This window comes from Arthrobacter sp. NEB 688, from assembly GCF_013201035.1.
Classification (GTDB): Bacteria; Actinomycetota; Actinomycetes; order Actinomycetales; family Dermatophilaceae; genus Phycicoccus.
Genome location: NZ_CP053707.1, coordinates 3,114,860 through 3,140,707 on the forward strand (window position 1 = coordinate 3,114,860; position 25,848 = coordinate 3,140,707).

At 74.3% G+C, this 25,848-nt stretch carries 25 protein-coding genes and 1 tRNA gene; 18 read left to right on the forward strand and 8 right to left on the reverse strand.

The genetic code is table 11. The features are described from left to right. Positions 1-53 precede the first annotated feature (53 nt). From HL663_RS14640 to fabF, 4 genes are all read left to right on the forward strand, one after another. Positions 54-968, forward strand: coding sequence for an ACP S-malonyltransferase (locus HL663_RS14640; RefSeq protein ID WP_173029052.1), 915 nt, complete (start codon positions 54-56; stop codon positions 966-968). Beyond that, the gene (locus tag HL663_RS14645) at positions 965-1,981 is read left to right on the forward strand and encodes a beta-ketoacyl-ACP synthase III (protein WP_173029053.1); all 1,017 of its coding nucleotides are present in this window, start codon (positions 965-967) and stop codon (positions 1,979-1,981) included. The genes HL663_RS14640 and HL663_RS14645 overlap by 4 nt, the downstream gene beginning before the upstream one ends. A 65-nt stretch (positions 1,982-2,046) precedes the next feature. Further along, on the forward strand, positions 2,047-2,292 hold the full coding sequence (locus tag HL663_RS14650) for an acyl carrier protein (protein ID WP_173029054.1): 246 nt from the start codon (positions 2,047-2,049) through the stop codon (positions 2,290-2,292). A gap of 74 nt (positions 2,293-2,366) precedes the next feature. Then, complete coding sequence (gene fabF, locus HL663_RS14655; protein WP_173029055.1) at positions 2,367-3,608, forward strand: beta-ketoacyl-ACP synthase II; 1,242 nt, start codon at positions 2,367-2,369, stop codon at positions 3,606-3,608. A gap of 123 nt (positions 3,609-3,731) precedes the next feature. Here fabF and HL663_RS14660 read toward each other — a convergent pair whose 3' ends face one another. Together HL663_RS14660 and HL663_RS14665 are read right to left on the reverse strand one after the other, a co-directional pair. Beyond that, complete coding sequence (locus HL663_RS14660) at positions 3,732-4,235, reverse strand: DUF3145 domain-containing protein (RefSeq protein ID WP_502709048.1); 504 nt, start codon at positions 4,233-4,235, stop codon at positions 3,732-3,734. 199 nt (positions 4,236-4,434) lie between these two features. After that, positions 4,435-5,019, reverse strand: coding sequence for a hypothetical protein (locus tag HL663_RS14665; RefSeq protein WP_173029057.1), 585 nt, complete (start codon positions 5,017-5,019; stop codon positions 4,435-4,437). 166 nt (positions 5,020-5,185) lie between these two features. On the opposite strand from HL663_RS14665, the gene HL663_RS14670 reads away from it, so the two are divergent. The 6 genes from HL663_RS14670 (at position 5,186) to HL663_RS14695 (ending at position 9,679) form a co-directional block, all read left to right on the forward strand. Beyond that, positions 5,186-5,262, forward strand: a tRNA-Ile gene (locus HL663_RS14670). Between the two features lie 471 nt (positions 5,263-5,733). Then, positions 5,734-7,128: an MBL fold metallo-hydrolase gene (locus HL663_RS14675; protein ID WP_286175675.1), complete on the forward strand. Its 1,395-nt coding sequence runs from the start codon at positions 5,734-5,736 to the stop codon at positions 7,126-7,128. Between the two features lie 32 nt (positions 7,129-7,160). Next, positions 7,161-7,313 carry a DUF8730 family Cys-rich protein gene (locus HL663_RS14680; RefSeq protein ID WP_173029058.1) on the forward strand — a complete coding sequence of 51 codons (153 nt, stop codon included), beginning with the start codon at positions 7,161-7,163 and terminating at the stop codon, positions 7,311-7,313. A gap of 163 nt (positions 7,314-7,476) precedes the next feature. After that, positions 7,477-8,289: a sulfite exporter TauE/SafE family protein gene (locus HL663_RS14685; RefSeq protein WP_216842578.1), complete on the forward strand. Its 813-nt coding sequence runs from the start codon at positions 7,477-7,479 to the stop codon at positions 8,287-8,289. Between the two features lie 283 nt (positions 8,290-8,572). Further along, positions 8,573-9,469 (forward strand): PDDEXK family nuclease, encoded by an 897-nt coding sequence (locus HL663_RS14690; RefSeq protein ID WP_286175676.1) that lies wholly within the window; start codon positions 8,573-8,575, stop codon positions 9,467-9,469. A 42-nt stretch (positions 9,470-9,511) separates the two neighbouring features. Continuing rightward, the gene (locus tag HL663_RS14695; protein WP_173029060.1) at positions 9,512-9,679 is read left to right on the forward strand and encodes a hypothetical protein; all 168 of its coding nucleotides are present in this window, start codon (positions 9,512-9,514) and stop codon (positions 9,677-9,679) included. Positions 9,680-9,728: 49 nt separating this feature from the next. On the opposite strand, the gene HL663_RS14700 is transcribed toward HL663_RS14695, so the two are convergent. Further along, positions 9,729-11,135 (reverse strand): NAD(P)/FAD-dependent oxidoreductase, encoded by a 1,407-nt coding sequence (locus HL663_RS14700; RefSeq protein WP_216842579.1) that lies wholly within the window; start codon positions 11,133-11,135, stop codon positions 9,729-9,731. Positions 11,136-11,276: 141 nt separating this feature from the next. On the opposite strand from HL663_RS14700, the gene HL663_RS14705 reads away from it, so the two are divergent. From HL663_RS14705 to HL663_RS14725, 5 genes are all read left to right on the forward strand, one after another. After that, on the forward strand, positions 11,277-11,612 hold the full coding sequence (locus tag HL663_RS14705; RefSeq protein WP_173029062.1) for a cupin domain-containing protein: 336 nt from the start codon (positions 11,277-11,279) through the stop codon (positions 11,610-11,612). Positions 11,613-11,732: 120 nt separating this feature from the next. Continuing rightward, positions 11,733-12,473, forward strand: coding sequence for an amino acid ABC transporter ATP-binding protein (locus HL663_RS14710; protein ID WP_502709031.1), 741 nt, complete (start codon positions 11,733-11,735; stop codon positions 12,471-12,473). Between the two features lie 63 nt (positions 12,474-12,536). Beyond that, complete coding sequence (locus HL663_RS14715) at positions 12,537-13,364, forward strand: glutamate ABC transporter substrate-binding protein (protein WP_173029063.1); 828 nt, start codon at positions 12,537-12,539, stop codon at positions 13,362-13,364. Positions 13,365-13,455: 91 nt separating this feature from the next. Continuing rightward, on the forward strand, positions 13,456-14,121 hold the full coding sequence (locus HL663_RS14720) for an amino acid ABC transporter permease (RefSeq protein ID WP_173029064.1): 666 nt from the start codon (positions 13,456-13,458) through the stop codon (positions 14,119-14,121). Continuing rightward, positions 14,118-15,020, forward strand: a complete 903-nt coding sequence (locus HL663_RS14725) for an amino acid ABC transporter permease (RefSeq protein WP_173029065.1) — start codon at positions 14,118-14,120, stop codon at positions 15,018-15,020. Before HL663_RS14720 ends, HL663_RS14725 begins: the two co-directional genes overlap by 4 nt. A 48-nt stretch (positions 15,021-15,068) precedes the next feature. Here HL663_RS14725 and HL663_RS14730 read toward each other — a convergent pair whose 3' ends face one another. The 4 genes from HL663_RS14730 to HL663_RS14745 form a co-directional block, all read right to left on the reverse strand. Continuing rightward, positions 15,069-16,439: an AbfB domain-containing protein gene (locus HL663_RS14730; protein ID WP_173029066.1), complete on the reverse strand. Its 1,371-nt coding sequence runs from the start codon at positions 16,437-16,439 to the stop codon at positions 15,069-15,071. After that, positions 16,436-17,290: a signal peptidase I gene (locus tag HL663_RS14735; protein ID WP_173029067.1), complete on the reverse strand. Its 855-nt coding sequence runs from the start codon at positions 17,288-17,290 to the stop codon at positions 16,436-16,438. The genes HL663_RS14730 and HL663_RS14735 overlap by 4 nt, the downstream gene beginning before the upstream one ends. A 41-nt stretch (positions 17,291-17,331) precedes the next feature. Next, a complete protein-coding gene (locus HL663_RS14740; protein ID WP_286175679.1) occupies positions 17,332-18,030 on the reverse strand; it encodes a hypothetical protein in 699 nt (232 codons plus the stop codon). A 279-nt stretch (positions 18,031-18,309) separates the two neighbouring features. Continuing rightward, the gene (locus HL663_RS14745; protein WP_173029068.1) at positions 18,310-21,438 is read right to left on the reverse strand and encodes a PAS domain S-box protein; all 3,129 of its coding nucleotides are present in this window, start codon (positions 21,436-21,438) and stop codon (positions 18,310-18,312) included. Between the two features lie 160 nt (positions 21,439-21,598). On the opposite strand from HL663_RS14745, the gene HL663_RS14750 reads away from it, so the two are divergent. The 3 genes from HL663_RS14750 to HL663_RS14760 are packed head-to-tail and all read left to right on the forward strand — an operon-like array spanning position 21,599 to position 24,814. Further along, a complete protein-coding gene (locus tag HL663_RS14750) occupies positions 21,599-21,994 on the forward strand; it encodes a response regulator (protein WP_216842580.1) in 396 nt (131 codons plus the stop codon). Beyond that, positions 21,991-24,057, forward strand: a complete 2,067-nt coding sequence (locus HL663_RS14755) for a sensor histidine kinase (protein WP_173029070.1) — start codon at positions 21,991-21,993, stop codon at positions 24,055-24,057. The genes HL663_RS14750 and HL663_RS14755 overlap by 4 nt, the downstream gene beginning before the upstream one ends. Positions 24,058-24,067: 10 nt before the next feature. Continuing rightward, positions 24,068-24,814 carry a beta/alpha barrel domain-containing protein gene (locus HL663_RS14760; RefSeq protein WP_173029071.1) on the forward strand — a complete coding sequence of 249 codons (747 nt, stop codon included), beginning with the start codon at positions 24,068-24,070 and terminating at the stop codon, positions 24,812-24,814. A gap of 46 nt (positions 24,815-24,860) precedes the next feature. Here the strand turns inward: HL663_RS14760 and HL663_RS14765 are convergent, their stop codons facing one another. Next, on the reverse strand, positions 24,861-25,781 hold the full coding sequence (locus HL663_RS14765) for a LysR family transcriptional regulator (RefSeq protein ID WP_173029072.1): 921 nt from the start codon (positions 25,779-25,781) through the stop codon (positions 24,861-24,863). Positions 25,782-25,848: the final 67 nt, after the last annotated feature.

The window sequence follows — 25,848 nt, forward strand, 5'->3', positions numbered from 1 at the left end:
TTCGTCCCCGCCCGTCCCGGGGCGAGGGCCCGCCGGGTAGCAGGCTGGGACCCGTGATCATCATCGTCTGCCCCGGTCAGGGCTCCCAGACCCCGGGCTTCCTCGCCCCGTGGCTCGAGCTGCCCGGTGCCCGCGAGCACCTCACCTCCCTGTCGGATGCCGCCGGGGTCGACCTCGTCGCCCACGGCACGACCTCGGACGAGGAGACGATCAAGGACACCGCGGTGGCCCAGCCGCTGCTCGTCGGCGCCGGCCTCCTCGCCGTGCGCGCGCTCGGCGGCACCTCCGGCGTCGGCGCGCTCGCCGGCCACTCCGTCGGCGAGATCACCGCGGCCGCCGCGGCCGGCGTCCTCGCCGAGGACGACGCGATGCGCCTCGTCGCCCTGCGCGGGCGCGAGATGGCCCGGGCCAGCGCCGCGACCCCCACCGGGATGAGCGCCGTCGTCGGCGGCGACCCGACCGAGGTCCTCGCGGCCATCGAGGCGCACGGTCTGACCCCGGCCAACGTCAACGCCGCCGGCCAGGTCGTCGCGGCGGGCGCGCTCGACGCCCTCGCGGCCCTGGCGGCCGAGCCGCCGACGCGGGCCCGTGTCATCCCGCTCAAGGTCGCCGGCGCCTTCCACACCCACTACATGCAGCCCGCGGTCGACGCGCTGGCCGCCGCGGCCGCGGACCTCTCCCCCGCCGACGCCGGCGTCCCGCTCGTCTCCAACCGCGACGGCGAGGTCGTCACCGAGGGTCGCGAGGTCCTCGACCGGATCGTCGCCCAGGTGTCCAACCCGGTCCGCTGGGACCTCTGCTCCGACCGGTTCGCCGAGCTCGGCGTCACCGCGATCATCGAGCTGCCTCCCGCCGGCACGCTCGTCGGGCTCGCCAAGCGCGCCCTCAAGGGGGTCGAGCTGCTCGCGGTCAAGGGACCCGACGACCTCGACGCCGCACGCACCCTCATCGAGGAGCACTCCGCATGACCGTCACCCCCAAGGCCGGCGCAGGCCACCTGACCGCGAGCGCGACCACCCACTCGCGCATCTCCGGCATCGGCGGGTACCGGCCCCGCCGGGTCGTGCCCAACAGCGAGATCGTCGACCGCATCGACTCCTCCGACGAGTGGATCCGCGAGCGGTCGGGCATCATCGAGCGGCGCTTCGCCGGCGAGGGCGAGTCGGTCATCGACATGTCCGTCTTCGCCGCGACCCCCGCGCTCGAGATGGCCGGGATCACCGGTGCCGACGTCGACGCCGTCATCGTCGCGACCGTCAGCTGGCCCTACCAGACCCCCGCCGCCGCACCGCTCGTCGCCGAGCGGCTCGGCAGCAAGGCGGCGGCCTTCGACATCTCCGCCGCGTGCGCCGGCTACTGCCACGGCATCTCGCTCGCCTCGGACATGGTCCGGGCCGGCAGCGCACGCCACGTGCTCGTCGTCGGCGTCGAGCGCCTCTCGGACTTCACCTCGCTCGACGACCGCGGCACCGCGTTCATCTTCGCCGACGGCGCCGGCGCGGCCGTGGTCAGCCAGTCCGACACCATCGGCATCGGCCCGACCGTCTGGGGCTCGGACGGCGCGCAGTGGGAGGCCATCTCCCAGACCGAGTCCTGGATCGACGTGCACGAGCAACAGCTCGAGTGGCCGCACATCGGCATGGCGGGGCAGACCGTCTTCCGCTGGGCCGTCTGGGGCATGGCGCCCGTCGCCCAGCAGGCCCTCGACGCGGCGGGCATCACCGCCGCCCAGCTCGACGCCTTCATCCCGCACCAGGCCAACGTCCGCATCATCGACGCGATGGCCAAGAAGCTCGGCCTCCCCGAGGACCTCCCGATCGCCCGCGACATCGCGTACACAGGCAACACCTCGGCGGCATCGGTGCCGCTGGCGATGGAGCGGATGGTCCGCCACGGCGAGATCCCGAGCGGCGGCCTCGCCCTGCAGATCGGCTTCGGCGCCGGTCTGTCCTACGCGGCGCAGGTCGTCGTCATCCCCTGACTCCCGCGGGCCCACGGGTCACCCGGGCCGACGCACCACCACACCCACACCGAAGGAGACAGCACATGGCTGACCAGCAGGAGATCCTCAGCGGCCTCGCCGAGATCGTCAACGAGGAGACCGGCCTCGACCCGGCCGAGGTCCAGATGGACAAGTCCTTCACCGACGACCTCGACATCGACTCCCTGTCGATGATGACGATCGTCGTCAACGCCGAGGAGAAGTTCGGCGTCCGCATCCCCGACGACGAGGTCAAGAACCTCACGACGGTCGGCGACGCGGTCAACTTCATCCAGTCCAACCAGGGCTGACCCCACGGGCGCGGCCTCCCCGACCGGGAGGCCGCGCCGGTCCCCACCCGCACCCACAAGGAGCTTCAGCACCCATGAGCGAGCGTCGCGTCGTCGTCACCGGACTCGGTGCCACCACGCCCCTCGGCGGCACGATCGCCGAGACGTGGGAGGGCATCCTCGCCGGACGGTCCGGGGCCAAGCCCCTGCCCCAGGAGATGCTCGACCGGTACGAGCTGCCGGTCCACTTCGCGTGCACCATCGCGCAGGACCCGCTCGAGGTCCTCACGAAGGTGCAGGTCCGCCGGATGGACCCGAGCGCCCAGTACGCCGTCATCGCGTCGCTGGCCGCCATGGAGGACGCCGGCTCGCCCGAGGTCGACCCCGAGCGGCTCGGCGTGGCCATCGGCACCGGCATCGGTGGCGTGTGGACGCTGCTCGACCAGTGGGACAACCTGCGCGAGAAGGGTGTCCGCCGGGTCTTCCCGCTCGCGGTCCCGATGCTCATGCCCAACACCTCGGCCGGCAACGTGTCGCTGCTGCTCGGCGCCCGCGCCGGCGCGCACACCACCGTCTCGGCCTGCGCCTCCGGCGCGGAGTCGATGGGCACCGGCTACGACATGATCCGCGACGGCCGTGCCGACATGGTCGTCGCCGGTGGCACCGAGTGCGCCACCCACCCCATCTGCTTCGCCGGCTTCAGCCAGATGCAGGCCCTCTCGACCCGCAACGACGACCCGGCCGCCGCCTCGCGCCCCTACGACACCGGCCGCGACGGCTTCGTCATGGGCGAGGGCGCCGCCGTCATGGTCCTCGAGGAGTACGAGCACGCGAAGGCCCGTGGCGCGCGCATCTACGCCGAGTTCGCCTCGATCGGGATGTCCGCCGACGCCCACCACATCACCGCGCCGGAGCCCGAGGGCGCCGGGGCCAGCCGCGCGATGCGCTCCGCCGTCGAGCGCGCCGGCCTGACCGCCGCCGACATCGTGCACATCAACGCCCACGCGACCTCGACGCCGGTCGGCGACGTGGCCGAGGCCAACGCCATCCGCCGCGCGTTCGGCGACGCGGTCGACGGGATGCCGGTCAGCGCCACCAAGTCGATGACCGGGCACCTGCTCGGCGCCGCCGGGGCGCTCGAGGGGCTGCTCACCGTGCTCGCCGTGCACCACCGCACCGCGCCGGCCGCCATCAACATCGACGACCTCGACCCGGCGATCGACCTCGACGTCATCCGGGGCGAGCACCGCACGCTGCCCGACGGCGACATCGCGGCGCTCAACAACTCCTTCGGGTTCGGCGGCCACAACGTCGCGCTCGTCGTCAAGAGCGTCTGAGACCACGCGCGACGCCCCCGGACCCACGTGGGTCCGGGGGCGTTCGCGTGCTCCCCGGTGCCGGCTACACCGCAGGAGCTGCTGCTGTGGCGACCCTTCCTGCGGTGTAGCGCGCGGCGAGCGTCAGCCGACCTTGTGCAGCCAGCGGACGGGCGCGCCCTCGCCGGCGTAGCGGAACGGCTCGAGCTCCTCGTCCCACTCGACGCCGAGCATCTCCTCGATCATGTCCTGCACCGCCTCGGGGCTGCCCTGCGCGAGGACGACGACCTCGCGCAGCCGGTCCTCGTTGACGACGGCGTCGCCGTTCGCCGAGGTCCAGGTGTGGTGGATGCCCAGGCGCGGCGTGTGCGACCAGCGCGAGCCGTCGGAGCCGGGGCTCGGCTCCTCGGTCACCTCGTAGCGCAGGTGCTCCCAGCCGCGCAGCGCCGACGCGATGCGGGCGCCGCTGCCGGCCTCGCCGGCCCAGCTGAGCTCGGCCCGGACCATCCCCGGAGCGGCCGGCTGCGCGGTCCAGTCCATGCTGACGCGGACGCCGAGGACTCCCTCGATCGCCCAGATGACGTGCGGGCACAACGCCTTGGGCGTGGAGTGGACGTAGACCACTCCACGCGTGGTGGCGCGCTGCATCGCTGACATCCCGGTCTCCTTGTCGTGCGGTGGACGTCTTCCCCAACGTCGCCGTTCGATCCGTGAGCCGGTCGTGTCGTGCGTGTGCGGGCACGCCACGCGTGCCGGTTGTCTGCAGCACAGTCTGCCCCACACGACGCACCCGCACCAGAGATCACACGGATTCGTGGTGCGGGTGCCTCGGGGGCGCCGCCGCAGGTCAGACGGTCGCGGCGCCCGTCGTCGTCGCGCTGCTCGTGCCGTTGGCGTCGCTCGGGTCGCCCGACCCGGTGCCCGTCCCGCCGTCGGGACCCTGTCCGTCGGCTCCCGGCATCCCGCCCGGGCCGCCGTGCTCCTCGGTGCCGGTGACGGCGAACTGCGCCGAGACGAGGACGTCGACGCGGCCGGCGTCGGAGGTGACGGTCACCTCGTAGCTGCCGTCGGACAGGGCCCGGACGCCGCTGACGGTGCCGCCGTCGACGGCGCCCTGCGCGGCCGCCACCGCCTTGCTCGCGGCCTCGGCGGTCAGCGTCCCGCCGGCGTCCATCATCCCGCCGCGGCCACCGCCGGGCATGCCGCCGCCGGCCTGGCCGCCCCCGGCCTGACCGCCGCCGGGGAGGGTGCCGCTCGTCGAGCCGCCGCCGTTCGCGTCGGTGCCGGTGCCCGCCGAGGCGGACGCCGACGGGGTGGCGGTGCTCACCGTGGTGTCGGCGGCGCCGGCGAGCGACGCGCCGGTCAGGCCGAGCGCGACCGCGGCGGCGATGCCGACGCCGCCGATCGCGAGGGTGCGGGTCTGTCGGTCCATGGGGTGCTCCTTCGTCGGGGGGACCATCTGCACCCACGGTCCCGGGCGGGCCTGTGCCGCACCTGTCGCCGACACCGGTCGCCCCTGTGACCCCTCCGGCCCCGCGGTCGGCCGGCGGCGCCGCGGCGCTAGGCTCGGCGCACCCGTGGCCGGCGCGCCACGGCGCGGGGCGTTAGCTCAGTCGGTCAGAGCAGCGGACTCATAATCCGTCGGTCGTCGGTTCAAGCCCGACACGCCCCACCACCCCGCCGCCCGGGGCGTCCTCTCGCGGCGCGCCGAGGCCACGACGTCGTCGCGCACCAGGCCGAGCGTGCTGCCGGACCCATGGCCTCCACCACCGTCGCCGCGTCGAGCAGCGTGCGCACGACGACGTCGGACGGGGCCGAGAGACCGGTCGGCGGCTCGGCCAGGACCCGCCGCGTGCACCAGGGGCGGTCGGCACGCACCGGGGCACCGCGCACACCGATCGTCACCCGTTCGACCTCCCCGAGGCCGCCGGACCGGCTTGACAGAGATACCCCTGGGGGTATTAACTGAGTGCAGTGTTCCGCGAGGGGCATCCCCGCCTGCGCGACGGGCGACAAGGGCACGACCGCGGCCCACCGGCCTCCCCGACCGGGGGGGTCACCACGTCTCCGGCGGCGCCCGATCGCACACCGTTCCCGACGCCGTCGTTCCACCCCTCGCGCCCGTCCCACCGTCGAAGGAGCTCCCGTGAGCCACACCCGGTCCCGAGTGCCCGTCATCGTCCCGATCGACACCCCCAGCCTGGGCGACCGCTCATACCTGGCCCACGACGGCCGGGTGGCGGTCGTGGTCGACCCGCAGCGCGACATCGACCGCGTCCTCGACCTCGCCACCGCCGCCGGGGTGCGGATCACGCACGTCTTCGAGACCCACGTCCACAACGACTACGTCACCGGCGGCCTCGCGCTGGCCCGCCAGACCGGCGCGGCCTACCACGTCAACGCCGCGGACCAGGTGGCCTTCGAGCACGTCCCCGTCACGGACGGCGACGTCGTCGAGGTCTCCCCGACGATGCGGGTGCGCGTCATCGCGACCCCGGGGCACACCCTGACCCACCTCGCCTACGCGCTGGAGACCTCCGGCGAGGACGGTGACACCGTCGGCGTCTTCACCGGCGGCTCGCTGCTCTTCGGGGCGACCGGCCGGCCCGATCTGCTCGGCGACGAGCACACCGACGCGCTGGTCCACCACCAGTTCGCCTCCGCGCACCGGCTCGCCGACGAGCTGCCGGAGCACACGCACGTCCTGCCCACGCACGGCTTCGGGTCGTTCTGCTCGGCCGGTTCCACCGGCGGGAGCACGGAGTCGACGATCGGCGTCGAGAAGCGGCAGAACCCGGCGCTGACCGACGACGAGGCGACCTGGGTGGCCGCCACCCTGGCCGGGCTGGACGCGTACCCGGCCTACTACGTCCACATGGCCCCGGCGAACAGCGCCGGACCCGACGCCCCGGACCTCACCGCCCCTCAGGAGGCCGACAAGGCCACGCTGGCCGCGCGCCTCGCCGCCGGCGAGTGGGTCGTCGACCTGCGCACCCGCACGGCCTTCGCCGCCGGTCACGTCCCCCGCACCCTCAACATCGGCCTGGACGGCCAGTTCGCGACGTACCTCGGCTGGCTCATCCCGTGGGGTACCCCCCTCACCCTCCTCGGGGAGGACGCCGCGCAGGTCGCCGACGCCCAGCGCGAGCTCGTGCGCATCGGGATCGACCACCTCGCCGGGGCCGCCACCGGCTCCCCCGCCGACTGGACCGACGGGCCGCTCGCCGCCTTCCCCCGCGCCGTCTTCGCCGACCTCGCCCAGGTCCGCCACCACCGCCGGGTCGGCGTGCTGGACGTCCGCCGCGCCTCGGAGTTCGCCGAGCAGCACATCGCCGGCGCGACCAACATCCCCCTGCACGAGCTCCTCGCCCGTCTGGGCGAGGTGCCTGCCGGCGAGGTGTGGGTCCACTGCGCGGGCGGTTACCGTGCCTCGATCGCCGCCTCGATCCTCGCCGCGCACGGCCACCGGGTCGTCGCCGTCGACGACAGCTTCGGCGAGCAGGCCGCCCGCTCCGGCCTGCCCCTCATCACCGCCGCCTGACCCCCACCCACGCCCGACCGAAGGAGACCTCCATGTGCCGTCCCGCCACCTGCCCCACCTGCGGCCTCACCACCTGGGCCGGATGCGGCCAGCACGCCGAGCAGGTGATGGCCGGCGTCCCCGCCGGCGCCCGCTGCACCTGCCACGGCTCGACCGACCCGACCCCTCCGACCACGAGCCGCTGACCGCCCCGGCCCACCGGACCGGGCGCCCGGAACCCCCTCCCGACGGCGCCCTCCGTGGCGACCACGCCGCTCTGCGGCACGGTCGCCACGACCGCCGGGGGCAGGTGAACCTCATCCCACCCCGAGGCCCTGCCCCCGGCACCTCGACCCAAGGAGCCCTACCGTGTCCGCCCTCGTCCTCCCCGTCGGACTGCTCATCGGTCTGTCCCTCGGCGCCCTCGGCGGCGGCGGATCGATCCTCACCGTGCCGGCGCTGGTCTACCTCCTCGGCCAGGACCCGCACCACGCCACGACCAGCTCCCTGCTCATCGTCGGGGCCACCTCGCTCATCGCGCTCGTCCCGCACGCCCGCCGGGGGAACGTCCGCTTCGGGCAGGGCCTGGCCTTCGGCGCGCTGGGGACGGCCGGGTCGGTCGCCGGGACCGCCGCGGGCGCCCACATCCCCGCGGCCGTGCTGCTTGCGGCGTTCGCCGTGCTCATGCTCCTCGTCGCCGGCCTCATGCTGCGCCGCTCCCTCCGGCCCGACCCCACCGGTGGCGACCCCGCCGGCGGCCCCCACGACCCGATGCTCACCCTGCGCCCCCTGCGGTGCGCCTGCCCCCGGGTGGTCAGGCTCGTCGTCACCGCGACCCTCGTGGGCCTGCTCACCGGGTTCTTCGGGGTAGGCGGTGGGTTCGCCCTCGTCCCCGCGCTCATCCTCGTGCTGCAGCTCCCGATGCCCGTGGCCGTCGGCACCAGCCTCCTGGTCATCGCCGTCAACAGCGCCACCGCGCTCGCCGCCCGCGTGACGACGACGACCGCCGAGCAGGACTGGCCCCTCATCGCCACCTTCACGGCCGTCGCCGTCGTCGGCAGCCTCGTCGGCGGACGGATCAGCACGCTCGTCACCCCCCGCCACCTCACCCGCGCCTTCGCCCTCCTCCTGACGGCCGTCGCCCTCTACACCGGCGCTCGCAGCGCCGTCGTGCTCGGCTGACGCCCGACGCGCTGCGTCACCCTGCCGACCTCCCGCCGTCGGACCTTGCCAGTGGGCGCCAGCTCCTCAATCATGGGCGCACGCGCGATGCGGGCCAAAACGGTTCGCCGGCAGCTGGAGCCGTGAGCTCGCCTCCCGCACGGAGGACATCCCAGAAGGAGGCTTCGTGGTTTCAGTCGCGGCTTGGTCGGCACCTCAGGACGGGGTGCCTCGACGGTTGGTGGCGGCACCTCCGCGCAGCGAGGCTGCGCTCGAGGCGTGGGTGAGAGCGGATCCCCACCTCGTGCGGGACGGACTGGTCGTCGTCGCGCAGCAGCTGATCTTCCCCACGAAGGAACGCCTCGACCTCCTGTGCATCGAGAACCGCTCCCGCTGGCTGATCGTCGAGCTCAAGCGCGACCGGATGGCCCGCGAGGTCGCCGCTCAAGCCCTCGACTACGTCAGCCTTCTCACGGAGATGTCCACGGAGGACCTGGACGGACGGCTCGCTCCTCATCTGGCGGGTGCGAGCGAGGACGTCCGCGAGCTCGTGCGAGGGCTGCTGGACTCCGAGGACCCGGACAGCCCCCGTGAGGTCTCGGCGGTGGTGGTGGGCACGTCGGCCGACGAGGCTCTGTTGCGGATCACCCGCCACCTCAGCGAGCAGTACGGCGTCCCACTCTCCGTGGTCGAGCTGCAAGGGTTCGAGACCCCGTCGGGTGACCACCTCATCCTCCGCGAGGAGACCGGTACCGATCCCACCGCGGATGCTCGGGCCGATCAGCCGGGCGGCGCCACGAGCGAGGAGGAGCGGTGGGCCCGGGTCCAGTCGTACGCGGACGCGACAGGCTTCGGACGTGCTCTCGCGGAGGTGCGCCGGATCCTGCAGGACTCCCCGGTCTATCTGCGTCCCTACACGCGGTCGGTCATGGTCGCGCCCCCGAGCAACCGCTCGCGCTACCTGGCCGTCTTCGGCTTCTCGGGACCGAGGAGGTCGCGCGGTGCGGCTGCCCTGAGCTACGAGATCGAGCCGTTCCTCGAGTTCTACCCGAGCCTCGACTCACCGCGGGTGACGGCAGCTCTCGGTCCGACGCACGCCGACATCGGACCGGACCAGCTCGTCGCGTTCGCGGGCCGTCTCGCCGACCTCGTAGCCGGCGACTCGGCCCCTCCGGACGGCACGGAACTGCCGGCGCCCTGACCGCTCCGGGCCCCTCACGCGTCGACGAGGCATGATGCCCTCGTGATCCTGCTCGTCATCGCCGTGCTGCTCGTCGTCGCCGCCGTCCTCGCCTCGCGCGGCCGGCGTGGTGGACCGTCGTCCCGGATGCCGCGCGTCCTCGCCGGGGTGGTCCTGCTCGGCGTCGTCGTCTGGGTGGTCGTCATCGCCGCGCAGGCCGGCACCGCCTGAGGCGCGCCGCCTGCCGGGGTGACGTCGCCGTGCCGCGGTCGCCGGAAGGTCAGCTGTCGAAGCCGATGCCGACGGCGTCCATCGCCCTGAGCCACACGTTGCGGCGCCCGGTGCGGTCCTCGGCGGCCAGGCTCGCGCGGGTCAGCCGCACCCCGAGGCCGCGGATCGGCTCCGGCGGGAACGGCAGCGGCTTGCGGCGCACCATCCCGAGCCGGGTCACCTCGGTGTCGCGACCGTGGACGAGGTCGAGGGCCACGCGTGCGCCGAACCGCGTCGAGGCCACCCCGAGGCCGGTGTAGCCGACGGCGTAGGCGAGCCGGCCGCCCATCGCCGTGCCGAAGACCGGGGTGAAGCGCGAGGTCGTGTCGATGACGCCGGCCCAGCGGTGGGTGAAGCGGACGCCCTCGAGCTGCGGGAAGATCCCGAGGAAGTGGCGGGCCAGGAGGTCGTGCGACGCCGACTGCTCCAGCCGCGGGTCGATGCGCCCCGGGAAGTGGTAGTTGGCGTCGTAGCCGCCGAAGAGGACGCGGTCGTCGAGGGTGCGCCGGTAGTAGTGGAACTGGTTGCCGGCGTCGGTCAGGCCCTCGCGACCCTCCCAGCCGACCGCCGCGAGCTGCGCCGCCGAGAGCGGCTCGGTCATGAGCACGTGGTCGTAGACGGGCAGCGTGTAGAGCGCGAGCCGCTTGAGGACCCCGCGGAACGCGCCCGTGCCGAGCACCACCCGACGGCCGTGGACGCTCCCCCACTCGGTGCCGACGCGCACGCCGTCGCCGTCCTGCTCGAGGCCGGTGACCGCCGTGTCCTCGTGCAGCCGCACCCCGAGCCGCTCCGCCGCCGCGGCGAGCCCCCACACGAGCCGGGCCGGGTCGACGAGGCCGACGGTCGGGTCGTGCATCCCCGCGAGGTAGCGCGGCGAGTCGACGCGCGCGCGGGCCTCGGCGCCGCTGAGGAGCTCGGTCGGGACGCCGTGCGCGCGGTGCAGCGCGTGCGCCTCGCGGACGGTCTCGACCTGCCGCTCGTCGAGGGCGAGGGTCAGCTCGCCGGGCACGTGGAGGTCGCAGTCGATGCCGTACCGCTGCACCGCCTCGGCCAGCCCGGCGAAGTTCTCGGCCCCCAGCCGCTCCAGCGTCGGCACCTCGTCCGGCCAGCAGGCGACGCCCTGCCCGAGCCCGTGCGTGAGCGACGGCGAGACGAACCCGCCGTTGCGTCCGGACGCCGCGATGCCGAGCCGGCCGCGCTCGACGAGCACGACCTCGGCCGACGGGTCGTCCTCCTTGGCCTGGACGGCGGCCCACAGCCCGGTGAACCCCCCACCGACGACGACGAGGTCCGCGCGGTGCCCGTGGCCCGTGAGCGGCGGGCGTGCCGCCGGGCGCAGCGACGGGCGGTCGGTCCAGAACACGTCCGGGACGGCGTCGGCGAGGGAGGCGCGCGCGGCACCCGAGGAGACGGACATGCCGAGCATCATGCCCGAGCGGCCCACCTCGGGGCGAGCACCCGTCCACGGGATCCGCCGCCCCGCACCTCCCACCACGCCGGATTTCCCCGGTCGCGGGCCCTCCTGGCTTCTCGATCCGTCGCGTGGCACGATCCGGGGATGCCCCAGCGCCTCCTCGCCGACGACGCGACCCGCCTCCCCCTCGAGCACGAGCCGCTGCCGGCCGACGAGGTGCTCGACGGGGCGCCGACCACCGCCGTGCGCACCCTCGGCACGGTCGGCGACGTCGAGGTCGGCGTCTGGGAGATGAGCGCCGGCACCGCCCGCGACACCGAGGTGGACGAGGTCTTCGTCGTCCTGTCCGGTTCGGGCACAGTCGAGTTCGAGGACGGCGAGCGCATCCTGCTGGCGCCCGGGACGGTCGTGCGGCTGAGCGTCGGCGAGCGCACGCGGTGGACGGTCGAGGAGCCCCTGCGCAAGGTGTGGATCGCCTGAGGGAGCCGGCGACGGCAGCAGGTGCGGCGAGGTCTCGGAACGGTCACAATGCGCCCCATCCGCCCCACGGGACGACCCTGACGACCACCCGCCGCCGGGGCATCGCTAGGTTTCCTGTGCATGAGCGAAGCCCTGGTCGTCCTCAAGGACGTCAACAAGCACTTCGGTGACCTCCACGTGCTCAAGGACATCACCCTCGAGGTGGGTCGTGGCGAGGTCGTCATCCTCATCGGCCCCTCGGGCTCCGGGAAGTCCACCCTCTGCCGCACGATCAACCGCCTCGAGACCTTCGAGTCCGGCTCGATCACCATCGACGGCAAGGCGCTGCCCGAGGAGGGCAAGGAGCTCGCCGCGCTGCGGGCCGACGTCGGGATGGTCTTCCAGTCCTTCAACCTCTTCGCCCACAAGACGATCCTCGAGAACGTCACGCTCGGACCGATCAAGGTCCGCGGGATGAAGAAGGCCGAGGCCGAGCAGCGCGCCACCGAGCTCCTCGAGCGCGTCGGCGTCGCCCACCAGGCGCAGAAGTACCCCGCCCAGCTCTCCGGCGGCCAGCAGCAGCGCGTGGCCATCGCCCGATCGCTCGCGATGGACCCCAAGGTCATGCTCTTCGACGAGCCGACCTCGGCCCTCGACCCCGAGATGATCACCGAGGTCCTCGACGTCATGGTCGAGCTCGCGAAGAGCGGCATGACGATGATCGTCGTCACCCACGAGATGGGCTTCGCCCGCAAGGCGGCCAACCGCGTCGTGTTCCTCTCCGACGGGCAGATCGTCGAGGAGAACACGCCGGAGGAGTTCTTCACCAACCCCCGGAGCGAGCGCGCCAAGGACTTCCTCGGGAAGATCCTGACCCACTGACCGGGGCGGCCGACCGGGCCACCCGACGACCACGAGTCGACCAACACCAGGAGGAACACCGACATGAAGAGCACCCGGATCGGACTCGCCGCGGCAGCGGCGGTCCTCGCGCTCACGGCGAGCGCCTGTGGCTCGGACGACGGCGGGGAGGGCTCCGGCGGCGACGGCATCAAGATCGGCATCAAGTTCGACCAGCCCGGTCTCGGCCTGAAGAAGGGCAGCGACTACGCGGGGATGGACGTCGACGTCGCGAAGTACGTGGCCAAGCAGCTCGGCCACGACGAGGGCGACATCCAGTGGGTCCAGGCCCCGAGCGCCCAGCGCGAGAACCTGCTGAGCACCGGCCAGGTCGACATGATCGTCGCGACGTACTCGATCACCGACGAGCGCAAGACGAAGGTCTCCTTCGCCGGGCCGTACTTCGTCGCCGGCCAGGACCTCCTCGTGCGCGCCGACGACTCCTCGATCACCGGCCCGGACAGCCTCGACGGCAAGAAGCTGTGCTCGGTCACCGGCTCGACGTCGGCGCAGAAGGTCAAGGACGAGGTCGCCGGGGTCAACCTGCGCGAGTTCGGCACCTACTCCGAGTGCGTCACCGCCCTGGTCTCCGGCGGCGTCGACGCGCTGACGACCGACGACACGATCCTCGCCGGCTACGCCGCGCAGGACCAGTACAAGGGCAAGCTCAAGGTCGTCGGCCAGCCGTTCTCGCAGGAGAACTACGGCATCGGCCTCAAGAAGGGCGACACCGCCACCTGCCAGAAGGTCACCGACGCCATCACGAAGATGGTGACCGACGGCGACTGGCAGACGATCGTCGACGCGAACCTGGGCCCGGCGGGCTACAAGCCGCCGGCGGGCAACCCGCCCACCCCGGACGCCTGCTCCTGACCGCAGCCCACCGGCTCCCGCGCACCGCCCGCCCCCCGAGGGCGGGCGGTGCCGGGACCGGGGGCCACCGCCCCGGCCGAAAGGTGAGGTGATGGGCGACATCATCGGCAACTACGACATCCTCGGTGCCTTCTGGGTGACGATCCAGCTCTCGGTGCTCTCCGCGCTCGGGGCCCTCGTCGTCGGCACCGTCCTCGCGGTCTTCCGCGTCTCCCCCGTGCGCGTCCTGCGCGCCCTCGGGGCCTTCTACGTCAACGTCCTGCGCAACACGCCGCTCACGCTGCTCATGGTCTTCAGCATCCTCGGGATGAGCATCATCCTCGGGCTGCAGCTGAGCGAGGACCAGGCCCGCGACTCCTACTGGTGGGCGGTCATCATGCTGTCGGTCTACCACGCGGCCTTCGTCTGCGAGGCGATCCGCAGCGGCGTCAACACCATCCCCGCCGGGCAGGCCGAGGCCGCCCGCTCGATCGGCCTGACCTTCGGCCAGTCGATGCGCGAGGTGCTGCTGCCGCAGGCGTTCCGCGGGGCGATCGCGCCGCTCGGCTCGACGCTCATCGCGCTCATCAAGAACACGACGGTCGCCGCGGTCATCCTCGGCACCGCCGAGGCCGCCGGCCTCCTCGCGCAGATCACGGAGAACGAGGGCGCGAGCCTGCCGACGTTCTTCGTCTTCGCCCTCGGCTTCGTCGTCCTCACCCTGCCGATCGGCCTCGCGGTCACCTCCCTCTCCCGACGTCTGGCGGTCAAGCGATGAGCAGCGACAGCGTCCTCTTCGACGCCCCCGGCCCGCGGGCCCGCCTGCGGCACGGCGTCCTCACCGGCATCGGGGTGCTCCTCGTCGTCGCCGGCGCCTGGGTGGTCTACCGCAAGATGTCCGAGGCGGGGCAGCTCGACCCGGCCCTCTGGACCCCGTTCGTCACCGACCCCGCCGTGTGGAGCGAGTACCTGCTGCCCGGCTTCTGGGAGACGATCAAGGCCGCCGCCGCGTCCGTCGTCCTCGCCGGCGTCTACGGCCTGGTCTTCGGGATGGGGCGCCTGTCGCACGTGCGCGCCGTCCGCTGGGTCAGCGGTGTCGTCGTCGAGTTCTTCCGGTCCGTGCCGGTGCTCCTCATGATGGTCTTCCTCTTCTTCGGCTACTTCGCCACCGCGACGTGGCTGCCGAACCAGTACGCCCCGATGGCCGCCGTCGTCGTCGGCCTGACCCTCTACAACGGCTCGGTCATCGCCGAGCTCGTGCGTTCGGGCGTGCACTCCCTGCCGGCCGGGCAGGCCGAGGCCGGGCTCTCCATCGGCCTCTCCCCCGGCCAGACCCTGCGCAGCATCCAGCTGCCGCAGGCGCTGCGGGCGATGCTCCCGGCGCTCGTCGGCCAGCTCGTCGTGGTGCTCAAGGACACCGCGCTCGGCACCGTCGTCCTCTACCCGGAGCTGCTGACGGCGGCCAAGACCCTCGGCTCGGCGTACGCCAACACGCTGCAGGCGTACATCGTCGCGGCGGCGGTGTTCGTCCTCGTCAACTACGCGCTGACCGTCCTCGCCGGGAGGGTCGAGCGCTGGCTCGCCCGTCGCGGCCGCTCGGCCGGCGGGCCGCGCACGGCCGCGGTGCCCGTCGAGACCGTGCCCACCGCCGACGCGACGAGCAGCGGCGCCCGCTGACCGCCCTCGACGGAACGGCCGTCGTCCCCCGGGACGGCGGCCGTTCCGTCAGGGCACGACGGGCGGGCGGGTGTTCCAGCTCGTCTCGTCGGCCCAGTTGGTGTCCGTGTCGAACCAGTTCGGCCCACCGTCCGACGCCAGCCACACCTCGTTGCCGTAGGAGCGCCAGTACCGGGTCGGGGCGTCGTAGGCCGACCACGAGGTGCCCTCGCCGTTGTTGCCGACGTGCGGGCAGAACGTCGCCGACTGGTCCCACGCCGCCGTCCCGTCCGGCACCTCGATGACCATCCGCATCGCGCTGGTGTGCCGGATGAGCCGGTCCGGGTAGTTGGTCGACCGGAACGAGAAGCACCGCGAGTCCGCGAGCCCGGACTCGACCTTCCAGGTCGAGTCGTACGTCCCGACGGAGTCACTCATCGAGATGCTGCTGACGTACAGGGCGAAGGCCCAGTGACGCAGGTACATGGTGCTGTCGCCGGCCGTGGCCCGGGCGAAGGACCAGCGGCCCGTCTTCGGGTAGCCGGCGCGGCCGGCGGCGTAGTGCAGCAGCACGTCGCTCGGCGCGAGCGCGGAGGTGTGGTAGGAGGCGAAGGCGAGGCTGCCCGCGAGGGCGGTCGTCGAGGTCTCCCCCGGCCAGCGCGTGGCGCTGCTCCCGTGGCCGCTGTTGCCGATCCGCCAGTACTGCGCGAGCCCGGAGCTCGTCGTCACGGCGCTGTCGGAGGCGACGAGGACCCCGTCGACGTAGAGGCGCAGCCCGGGCTGGGGGTCGGTGGCGGTCGCCTGGGTCACGGCCACGTGGTGCCAGACGTCGTCGGTGTAGGTCCGGGGGCCCGTCACGGTCTTGACCGTCGTGCCCCCGGCGAGCACCCCGGCGACGAGGGTCCCGGACGAGCTGAGGTACAGCCGCCGGTCGACACCCGTCCCGCTGTCGCCCGTGGCCGAGGAGGCGAAGGCCAGCAGGTCGCCGGCACCGCTCGTCCCGCGGAACCACACCTCCTCGCTCCAGCGGGTGGCCGCGGCCAGCGTCGCGGAGGGCCCCGCCACCATCCCCGTCGAGCCGTCGAGGGTGACCGCGCGCGCCTTGTCGCGCGCGCACGGCCCGGTGGCCTGGTAGGTCACGCCCTTGCTCGAGTACGTGCCGTTGCGCGGTGAGCCGCTCGCGCCAGAGGTGTCGGAGGCAGTCGTGCCCGAGGAGTCGGCGAACGGATAGGTGACGAGGGCCGCCGCGCCGGCCCGACCCGACGTCGCTGCTGCCTGGCAGGTGAAGCTCGGGTTCGCGGTGACGCTCGGTCGGTGGACCGTGCCGGCGGTGTACGCACCGGAGGCGGTCGGGACACCGCACCAGGCGAGCACGCCGACGACCCCGGCGAGGGCGGTGGCCAGGAGGCTGCCGACCGCCCGCAGCGGAAGGCCGGTCATCCCGTCACCGGGTGCGCCGCCCGCAGCACGGCGGCCCGCGCCGGCCGCTCCCCCGCCGCGCGCCGGTGCCCGGCGAGGAGCGTCCAGAGCACGGGGAGGAGGCACAGCGCCCAGAGGAGCAGCCACGCGGTCCAGCCGAGGTCGGGCCGGGCGTGCAGGCGGACGTGTCCTCCCGCACCGGCGGCCCGGACGACGAGCTCTCCGCGTTCGCCGTACGAGAGGTGGCTCGGCCCGGAGACGGCCCGCCCGAGGTGCTCGGTCACCGTGACCGGCAGCATCCCCGTCGAGACGAACGAGACCCGCGAGCCGCCCGCGCCGGTGCCGGTGGGCGAGCTGACGGCGAGCTCCGTGACGCCGACGAAGGGCCGCAGCCGCAGCACCGTCACTGCGTAGAGCAGCGACCAGGCGACGAGCCGGACCGGACCCCGGACCTCCGGGCGCAGCCAGAGCCGGGTCAGCAGGAGGACGAGCAGCCCGCCGACACCGAGCAGGGGGACGGCGCGGACGGCGTAGCCCCATCCCGGCAGGAGCGCGACCGCGCGCCCCACCAGCCGCTCGTCGGTCACGGGGTGAGGGTCGTCGCTGCCGTTGAGGTCGCCCCGGGTCACGAGGGTCCGGCCGCTCCCGGACGGCTCGACCGCGACCACGCGGTGCACGACGGTCAGGCCGGACCCGTCCTTGGGCGAGAACGCCACGACGTCCCCGCGCTGCACCGACGCCGTGCCCGCCGGTCGCGTGACGACCAGCGTGCCCACCGGGGCGGCCGCCCCCATCGACGGGGAGGACACGACGAACAGGCGCATACCGCCCCACAGGGGCAGGGCGGTCAGGAGGAGGACGGCGAGCGCCACGCCGGCCCCCACCACCCCTGCGGCGGGCCGGCCGGCGCCCGTCAGCTCCCGGCGGTGAAGAGCCACGTGAGGCCCTGGGTGGCGGTCAGGCCCTGGTAGGCGTTGCCGGTTCCTGCGGGCAGGGTCACCGTGAACGTGAAGGTCCGGGACGCGCCCGCCGCGACCGCGCCGAGGGCCAGCGGCCCGCTGGAGCCGCCGGAACGGTTCGCCGCCCGGAAGTCGTCGAGGCTGGTCGGTCGCAGGACGTTGGTGGTCGTCCCGTTGACGGTCTGGTCGATGGAGAGCAGGAGCGTGTCGCAGAGGTCGTTGGCGCTGCCGGAGACGTCACCGGACTGGCTGCAGGCACCGGGCTCGAGGGTGAAGCCCGACGCGGCGTGGGTGCCGGTGTTGGACAGCGTCACCGAGCTCGTCGAGCTCTCGCCCGGGACGAGCGTCGTCGCGCCGCCGTAGGAGTTGATCGTCGTGCAGGTCGCGGAGTTGGTCGCGACCGAGCCGCCGTCGGTGCTCGTGCAGGTGGTCGTCGCCCCCCCGACCGACTGGGTCTCGGTCATCTGGAGAGTGCCGGCCCCGACCGTCGAGACGCTGTCGGTGATCTGGGCGGTGAAGGCCGAGAGCGCGTCGGTCGTCGAGAGCGTGAGCACGCTCGCCGCGACGACGCTCGCGGCGAGGGGCAGGGCCAGCGGGTGGGGCGCACGCCGTCGCCGGTGTCGCGTCGGGGGCTCGGGAACGCTGAGGGACATGGAGGGCCTTCCGTCGGTGCGGGGTGTCGGTGACACCGGCGGTCGGTGTCGGGCGGTCGGGTGACCGGACGTGGGGGGACCACGACCTCGTCACCGACGAGCACGACGGCGCACCCACGGACCTCGCGGGAGCGCCGCCACCGGGATCCATCCCTCGGACGGCTGCCACCGACGGGTGCCGGTGGACGTCACCCTCCTCATCGACCGGGCCGCACGGGGCACCAGCAAGGTGCGCTCAAGATCCGGTGAGGGATCGTGATGGCCGGTCCGGGTCGGACGTCAGGCCGTACGGCCCCGGACGGCGCCCTCGGTCCCCCGCAGCGGGAGGGTGAAGGTGAAGCAGGCGCCGCCCTGCGCGCGGTTGCGGGTGGCGAGCTCACCGCCGTGGAGGCGGACGATGTCGCGGGCGATCGCCAGGCCGAGGCCGGACCCGCTGTGGGCGCGCGTGTCGCTCGCGTCGGCCTGGACGAAGGCGTCGAAGATCCTCTCCTGCATGCCGTCCGGCACGCCGGGCCCGTCGTCGCGGACCTCGACGGTCGCCCAGGAGTCGTCGCGCGAGACGGTGACCGACACCTCGGCCCCGCTCGGGGAGAACTTCGCCGCGTTGACGAGGAGGTTGGCGATGACCTGCACGACGCGGTCCGGGTCGACCCGCACCCAGGTCGGGCCGTCGGGGGCGACCACCCGGACGCCGACCGTCCCTCGCGCGGCGGAGGTGTCGGCGACCGCGGACGCGATGAGGTCCTCGACGACGCCCTCGGTGTGGCGCAGCACGATCCGGCCGGTGCGCAGCCGCTCGGTGTCGAGGATGTCCCCGACGAGGCGCACGAGGCGGTCCGCGCTGGCGGTCGCGACGTCGACCAGCCGTGACGCCGGCCCCGGCAGCTCGCCGACGGCGCCGCCGCCGAGCAGCCCCAGCGCCCCGCGCAACGAGGTGAGGGGCGTGCGCAGCTCGTGGCTGGCCATGGCCATGAACTGGTCCTTCATCCGCTCGACGGCCCTGGCCGCCTCGACGTCACGGAGGATGACGACGGCGCCGCGGCCGGTCTGCATCGGCGAGACCACCCACTCCGCGTCGAAGGAGGTCCCGTCGGGTCGCTCGTGGCGTCCGCTCGTGGGCAGCCGTGACCCGGACGGGAGGCCCTGCGGCGACGCGTCGAGGTGGAGCACCTCGGTGTCGAGGCTGCCGAGCACCGCCGACCGGGGCATCCGCAGCAGATCGGCGCCGGCGCGGTTGACGAAGGTCACGACGCCGCGGTCGTCGACGCCGAAGATGCCCTCGTCGACGGAGTCGAGGACCGTGCTCAGGCGGTCGCTGAGGTCGCGCAGGTCGCTCGCCTGGGCGGCGAGGTCGTCCTCGGCGTGGTGCCGCTCGACGCTCCGGCCGAGCTGCACGCCGACCTGGGCCATGACGTCGACGAGCCCCGGGTCGACGCGGGTGTCGGCGCGCGAGAACACCTGCACGACACCGACGGTCCGGTCGCGCACGGTGATCGGCAGGGCCATCGCGGTCCGGAGGCCGAGGGCCCGCGCCGCTCGCGTGTAGGACGTGTTCTCCCAGGTGGCGACCTCTCCCCAGGCCGGGCCGCCCCGACGCATCGCCTCGGCGACGACCGGCAGCGACAGGATGCCGGAACCCTCGACGTCGCGGCGCAGGCGGGTGCTCGAGAGCCCGTCGACGGCCACCCACAGGTGCGTCGGGTCGGCCCCGGGCGCGCCGCCCCGCGTCGCGCCGTCACCCTCGGACGGGGTGTCGGCGCGCGGCGCCAGCCACGCGTGCGCGAGGTCCCACCCACCGAAGCTCCGCAGGGCCCGCAGCGTCTGGTGGACCGCCGACTCCACGCTCGGCGCGGAGTTGGCCGCCGACGCGACGGTGCCGAGCAGCTCGAGGACCTGACGCTGCGCCCGCAGCGCCTCCGCCGCGGCCCGGCGGTCGGTCAGGTCCTGCGTCACCTTGGCGTACCCCTGCAGCTCCCCCCGGGCGTCGCGCAGGGCGGTGACCGTGGAGCTCATCCAGACGAGGGCCCCGCCCTTGCGGACCCGCCAGCCCTCACCCCGGGCCACGCCGTGCGTCCGGGCCCGCCGCAGGATGGCCTCGGGCGACTCGGCGCCGTCCTCCGGGTGCAGCACGGCGACCGGCAGGCCGACCGCCTCGACGGAGCTGTAGCCGAAGACCTGGGTGGCGCCCGCGTTCCAGGTGGTGACGACGCCGTCGCGGTCGAGGTGGATGATGGCGTGGTCCTTGACCTGCTCGACGAGCATCTGGAACCGCTGCTGCTGCGAGGAGAGCGCCTCCTGCAGCTTGCGTCCGTCGGTGATGTCCCGGAAGCTCCAGACCCGGCCGACGATCTCGCCGTCGACGCTCTGAGGCCGCGAGTACCGCTGGAAGACACGGCCGTCCGCGAAGAGGATCTCGTCGTAGCTCGTCTCCTCGGTCGCCGTGTAGAGGTACTCGACCCGGGCGAGGAACGCCGCCGGGTCGGCGACCTGGGCGACGACGGCCGCGATGACGGCGGCGTCGTCGCCGGCCTCCAGGAGGGCCGCCGGCACCCCCCACATCTGCACCCACTTCTCGTTCCAGCCGGCGAGCCGCCCGTGGCGGTCGACGACGAGGATGCCGTCGACGGTCGACTCGAGCGTCGCACTGAGCAGGGCCGCGGACTCGAGCGAGCGGGCGCGGTCCTCGAGCATCTTCTGCGCTCGCAGGCTCATGACCTCGAGCCACTCCAGCGTGTCGTCGGTCTCGGGCGACGGCACCGCCCGCAGCCGGATCTCCTCCCCCTGCAGGCCGGTCCGCGTCACGTCCTGCGGCGACATGCCCGCCGCGTCGATGGCCGCGGCCGCCGCCGAGACCTGCAGCCCGGAGCGGAACGAGACCTCGCAGCGCTCGGCGCCGCAGAGCTCCAGCGCCGTCCGGAGCAGCGGGTCGAGGGCCTCGGCGAGCGAGGCTCCGGCGCTCGTGCGGTCGACGAGGCGACCGTGCGCGGCGACCTTGAGCTCCGAGCGCCGCAGCGAGGTGACGTCGACGAAGACCCCGTCGAACACGGGCCCGTGCACCTCGTCCTCGACGACCGTCGCCTCGTCGAGGACCCACACGAGGCGGCCGTCGTTGCGCACGAAGCGGTACTCCGAGATGAGGATCCCGCGCTCGAGCCCGCTCTCCTCGCGCGCGAGCGCCGCCCGGCGGTCGGCGGGGTGGAGCCTGGACTCCCAGAAGGCGTCGTCGGCGAGCAGCTCCTCGCGGCCGAGGCCGAACATCTCGCGGACCCCGCCGCCCACGGCGACGAAGCGCCCCCGGGCGCCGGGCACCGACCGGTAGGTCATCACGCGGCGTGCGGGGAGGTTCTCCACCGCCGAGGCCGTCGCGGTGGGGACCATCGCGGCGGGGACCACCGTGTCCGTGCGCATCGCGACCCTCCTGCCGCCGGTCGACCACCTCGTCCGGTTCCGCCGCAGCGTAGGGGGAGCACCCCCTCGCGCGCCGATCGCGCGACCCAACGATGGCCGAACGGCCGTCCCTGCCGCCTTTCGCCGGATGGCGCCCGCGTCGCTGGCCCACACTGCCCGCATGAACACGATCGAGGGAGCCACCTCGCCCTGGCACGTGCTCGTCGTCGACGACGACGAGCTGGTCCTCGAGGTCGCATCCCTCAGCCTCCGGTCGGTCGGTGGCTTCAGCGTCGAGACGGCGGTCGACGGCGCCCACGCCGTCGAGGCCTGCCGGGTCCGGCTCCCCGACGTCGTCCTGCTCGACATGATGATGCCGGGGATGGACGGCGCCGAGACCGCGCGGGCCATCGCGCAGCTGCCCGGCGCCGCAGGGCTGCCCATCGTCGTGCTCACCGCGAAGGGCGAGGCCGTCCGCGACGGCGTCGGCGACGCCCCGGTCCTCGCCGTCCTCGAGAAGCCCTTCGACCCGATGACCCTCCCCGACCGCCTCCGCGACGTCCTCCTGCGCGCATGAGCGACGTCACGTATCGCACCCCCACGGAGGTCGCGCTGGCCCGCGGCCGGCAGCGGCTGACCGTTGCGCTCGGCGCCGCCCTCGTCACCTCCGTCCTCGCCGCCTGGGCCGTCATCGCCCTCGCCCGGTCCGTCGGCGGCCCCCTGGAGACCCGGGCCGCCCTCGCCCTGGTGGCCGGCGTCGCCTCGGGCCTCGCGCTGCTCGGCGTGCTGGCCGCCACCCGGCAGCTCCTACGCGACGTCCGCCGGCACACGGAGCACCTGGACGCGACCGCCGCCGCGAGCGCCGCCGCCGACGCCGAGGTGCTCGCCGAGCGCGAGGCCGCGCAGGCCCTCGCCCGGGTCGGCTCCTGGTCGTGGGACCCGACGACCGGGCGGGTGTGCGTCAGCCCGGAGTTCCGTCGCATCCTCGGGCTCGCCGCCGGGCCGAAGCCCCTCGACGCGACCCGCGTCATGGAGGCCGTCCACCCGGACGACGCGGCCCGCGTCGTCGTCCCGGAGATCCGCCGGGCCGCGGAGACCGGGGCGCCGGTCGACTTCACGTGCCGCGTCTCCTCGCCCCGCGGCGACCTCCTCGAGGTGCGGGTGCTCGCGCGCGCCGAGGAGCAGGGCCCGACCGCGGTGGTCCGTGGCACGCTGCAGGACGTCACCGACGAGCGGCACGCCGACCTGCTGAGGGCCCAGTTCCTCTCCGTCGTCAGCCACGAGATGCGCACCCCCCTCACCTCGATCCGGGGCGCGCTCGGCCTCATCACCGGTGGCGCCGCCGGCCCGGCGAGCCCCGCCGTGCACCGGATGGCCGCCATCGCGCTCAGCGGCACCGAGCGGCTCGTGCGCACCGTCAACGGGGTCCTCGACCTCGAGCGCTCCCGCACCGGCGCCGACGGCCTGACCCTCGACCTCGTCCCGGTCGACCTCGACGAGGTGATCCGCTGCGCGGTCGAGGAGGTCGAGCCGCAGGCCGACAGCCGCAACGTCCGCATCCGCGTCACCTCGGCCGGGCCGACGAACCTCATGGCCGACCCCGACCGGCTCGTCCAGGCCGTCGCCAACATCCTCGGCAGCGCCGTCCGGCACAGCCCGGTCGACGGCTCCGTGCGCGTCGTCGCCGAGGTCCGGGACGGCGCCGCGAGCATCGGCGTCACCGACCACGGGCCGCTCGTGTCCACCGCCTCGCTCGCCACCCTCTTCGACCACTCGGCGTCCACCCCGACGGGAGGCCGTGGCGCGGACGGGGCCAGCCTCGGCCTGAGCATCAGCCGCGCCGTCGTCGAGGCCCACGCCGGGCGGCTGACCGCCACCTCCCGACCCGACACCGGGACGACCCTCACCTGCGTCATCCCCCTGCCGCCGCGCCCGGACGCGGCCGCCTCGGGCGTCCCCGCCGGGACGGTCGTGGCGGACACCGACGGGGTCGCGGCCGACCGGGTCGCCGGGCTGCTCGGCACCGCTCCCGGCGACGTCGTCTCCCGCTCGGGCCCGGCCACCGTGAGCGCCGCCGCCGCGAGCCGGCGGCCCACCGCCGTGGTCACCGGCGACCGCGTCCCCGGCGAGCCGCGCTGGGACCTCGTCGAGCGCCTGCGCACCGACCCGAACCTCGCCGACGTCCCGCTGGTCCTCGTCGCCGGCCCGGACGGCACGGGACGCACCGCCGAGCCGGTGCACTCGTCGGTCCGCGAGGTGCTCTCCGCCTCCGGACGGGCGCTGGTCCTCGCGGAGACCGCGGACCGGGCCGAGGAGCTGCGGCAGCGCTACACCGACCGAGGCCTGCTGTGCCGCAGCCTGACCCAGGCGGCGAAGGCCGGCGTCGTGCTCGACCACCACGACTTCGACCTCGTCGTCGTCGACTCCCCCGTGGCCGCGCTCGACCGCGGCGGGCTGCTGCGGTCGTGCCTGTCCGTCCCGCGCCTCGCGACGCTGCCCGTGCTCGTCGTCCTGCCGTGCGCGGACGACTCCGCACCCGCCGTCCTCGGCGCCGACGTCACCGAGACCGCCGACGCCGTCGCCCGCATCATCGACACCGCCCGTGACTCCCTCGCCCGTCGAGCCGTCACCCCGGCCTGAGGAGCCCCTCGTGACCGCACCGACCAGCACGGCCCCGCGCCGCGAGCGGCCCGGCCGCGCCCTGACGGCGAGCATGGTGGCCACGATGCTCGAGGAGGACACCTCCCCCGACTGGTGGTCCCTCCTCGACGTCGAGCGCACCTCCCGCCGCGCCGCCGCCTACGGGCTGCGCGGGGTCACCTGCGCCCCCGAGCGCGTCGCGGCCCTGCGGACCTTCCTCACGCCGGAGCAGCGCGTGACCGCCCACCTGGGGTCGACGGAGCCGCTGCGGGAGTGGGGAGCCTTCCAGCTGGTGCTCGCCCAGGCCGAGGACGCCCTCGCCGACGGCGCCGACCAGCTGCGCGTCACGCTCTCGACCGAGGACCTCGTGGGGCACGACGTGCGGACCGTCGTCTCGCGCCTGGAGGCCCTGCGCGACGTCACGCGCGCCGCCACCGCGGGGCTGCGCCTGCACGTCACCGGTCCCGACACCGAGGAGCACGTCGACGACCTCGTGGTCCTCGCCGACCACGTCGGCCTCGACTCCCTCGAGCTCGGCGGGGCGCGCCCGCCCCTGTCGACGGTCACGCTGCTCGCCGCCGCCCTCCCCCGGTCCGTCGAGCTCAAGGTCGGGGCGCCCGTGGCGGACCTCGACCGGCTGCTGCTCGCCCACGCCGCCGGCGCCGACGTGCTCGCGGCCGACCCCGCGGTCGTGATGGCCGCCGCCCGCGCCCGCGAGGAGCGCGGCATCCTCACCCTGCCGACGCCCGAGGACTGACGGCCCCGGCCGACGGCACGCCCCGCACGCTGGGTCGCGGTGCGCCTCAGGCGGAGAGCGTCCCGCTCCGGCACGTACGGGCCAGCTCCTCGACGGTGGCGGTGATGGCCGGACGGCCGTCGCCCGAGGCCCGCCACAGCGCGTGGATCCGACGCATCGGCGGCGAGGACAGCCGCACCACCCGCACCGACGCCGGCAGGGCGCCCCGTCCCATCCGCGGGACGAGTGCGACACCGAGCCCCTCGGCGACCATCTCGACCTGCGTCGGGTACTCGCTGACCTGGTGCCCGAGGACGAGGTCCCCGGCGGCCGCCCCGAAGACCTGCTCCAGCAGCTCGTGCGCGACCGAGCCCGGCTCGTAGAGCCACCGGTCCCCCTCGAAGTCCCGCAGGTCGACCTCCTCGCCCGCGGCGCTGCGGTGGTCCTGGTGCACGAGCACGTCCGAGACGTCGTCGCCGAGGTGCTCGGCCCGCAGCCCGTCCGCGACCTCCATCGGCAGGCCCTGCCAGTCGTGGACCACCGCGATGTCGACCGCGCCGGAGCCCACCAGCTGGGCGGCCCGGTGCGACGGCACCTCGACGGCCCGCAGCGCCAGGTCGGGCCAGGTCCGCAGGAGCCGCGCCATCGCGCTCGGCAGGATGCCCCGGGCGGCGCTGGGGAACGCGGCGACGCCCACCGGCCCGGTCACGGTCCGGGCCTGCGCCTGGATGGTCGCGTTCATGCTCTCGAGCTCGACGATGATCCGCCGGGCGGAGTCCGCGAGGATCGCGCCGGACGTCGTGAGCACGGCCCGGCGGCCCTGACGCTCGATGACGGACTGCCCGAGGTCCCGCTCGAGGCGGGCGATCTGCTGCGACACCGCCGACGGGGTGTAGCCGAGGGCGGCCGCCGCGGCCGCGATGGACCCGTGCTCGGCGAGCGCCTCGACGGCCCGGAGCCCCACGATGCTCACGGTCAGCTGCGACATGACCCCTCCGTCCACGAGCGTGTGCGCACCCCGGCCGTCCGAGCGTAGTGCCGCGCGGCCGGGGAGC

Excerpts from the sequence above, each read along its gene's own strand:
- fabF (WP_173029055.1), top strand. The coding sequence starts at position 2,367 with ATGAGCGAGCGTCGCGTCGTCGTCACCGGACTCGGTGCCACCACGCCC.
- HL663_RS14720 (WP_173029064.1), top strand. The coding sequence starts at position 13,456 with ATGGGCGACATCATCGGCAACTACGACATCCTCGGTGCCTTCTGGGTG.
- HL663_RS14660 (WP_502709048.1), bottom strand. The coding sequence starts at position 4,235 with ATGCAGCGCGCCACCACGCGTGGAGTGGTCTACGTCCACTCCACGCCC.
- HL663_RS14725 (WP_173029065.1), top strand. The coding sequence starts at position 14,118 with ATGAGCAGCGACAGCGTCCTCTTCGACGCCCCCGGCCCGCGGGCCCGC.
- HL663_RS14700 (WP_216842579.1), bottom strand. The coding sequence starts at position 11,135 with ATGTCCGTCTCCTCGGGTGCCGCGCGCGCCTCCCTCGCCGACGCCGTC.
- HL663_RS14730 (WP_173029066.1), bottom strand. The coding sequence starts at position 16,439 with ATGACCGGCCTTCCGCTGCGGGCGGTCGGCAGCCTCCTGGCCACCGCC.
- HL663_RS14665 (WP_173029057.1), bottom strand. The coding sequence starts at position 5,019 with ATGGACCGACAGACCCGCACCCTCGCGATCGGCGGCGTCGGCATCGCC.
- HL663_RS14710 (WP_502709031.1), top strand. The coding sequence starts at position 11,733 with ATGAGCGAAGCCCTGGTCGTCCTCAAGGACGTCAACAAGCACTTCGGT.
- HL663_RS14650 (WP_173029054.1), top strand. The coding sequence starts at position 2,047 with ATGGCTGACCAGCAGGAGATCCTCAGCGGCCTCGCCGAGATCGTCAAC.
- HL663_RS14745 (WP_173029068.1), bottom strand. The coding sequence starts at position 21,438 with ATGCGCACGGACACGGTGGTCCCCGCCGCGATGGTCCCCACCGCGACG.
- HL663_RS14750 (WP_216842580.1), top strand. The coding sequence starts at position 21,599 with ATGAACACGATCGAGGGAGCCACCTCGCCCTGGCACGTGCTCGTCGTC.
- HL663_RS14705 (WP_173029062.1), top strand. The coding sequence starts at position 11,277 with ATGCCCCAGCGCCTCCTCGCCGACGACGCGACCCGCCTCCCCCTCGAG.
- HL663_RS14645 (WP_173029053.1), top strand. The coding sequence starts at position 965 with ATGACCGTCACCCCCAAGGCCGGCGCAGGCCACCTGACCGCGAGCGCG.
- HL663_RS14680 (WP_173029058.1), top strand. The coding sequence starts at position 7,161 with ATGTGCCGTCCCGCCACCTGCCCCACCTGCGGCCTCACCACCTGGGCC.
- HL663_RS14715 (WP_173029063.1), top strand. The coding sequence starts at position 12,537 with ATGAAGAGCACCCGGATCGGACTCGCCGCGGCAGCGGCGGTCCTCGCG.
- HL663_RS14765 (WP_173029072.1), bottom strand. The coding sequence starts at position 25,781 with ATGTCGCAGCTGACCGTGAGCATCGTGGGGCTCCGGGCCGTCGAGGCG.
- HL663_RS14740 (WP_286175679.1), bottom strand. The coding sequence starts at position 18,030 with ATGTCCCTCAGCGTTCCCGAGCCCCCGACGCGACACCGGCGACGGCGT.
- HL663_RS14755 (WP_173029070.1), top strand. The coding sequence starts at position 21,991 with ATGAGCGACGTCACGTATCGCACCCCCACGGAGGTCGCGCTGGCCCGC.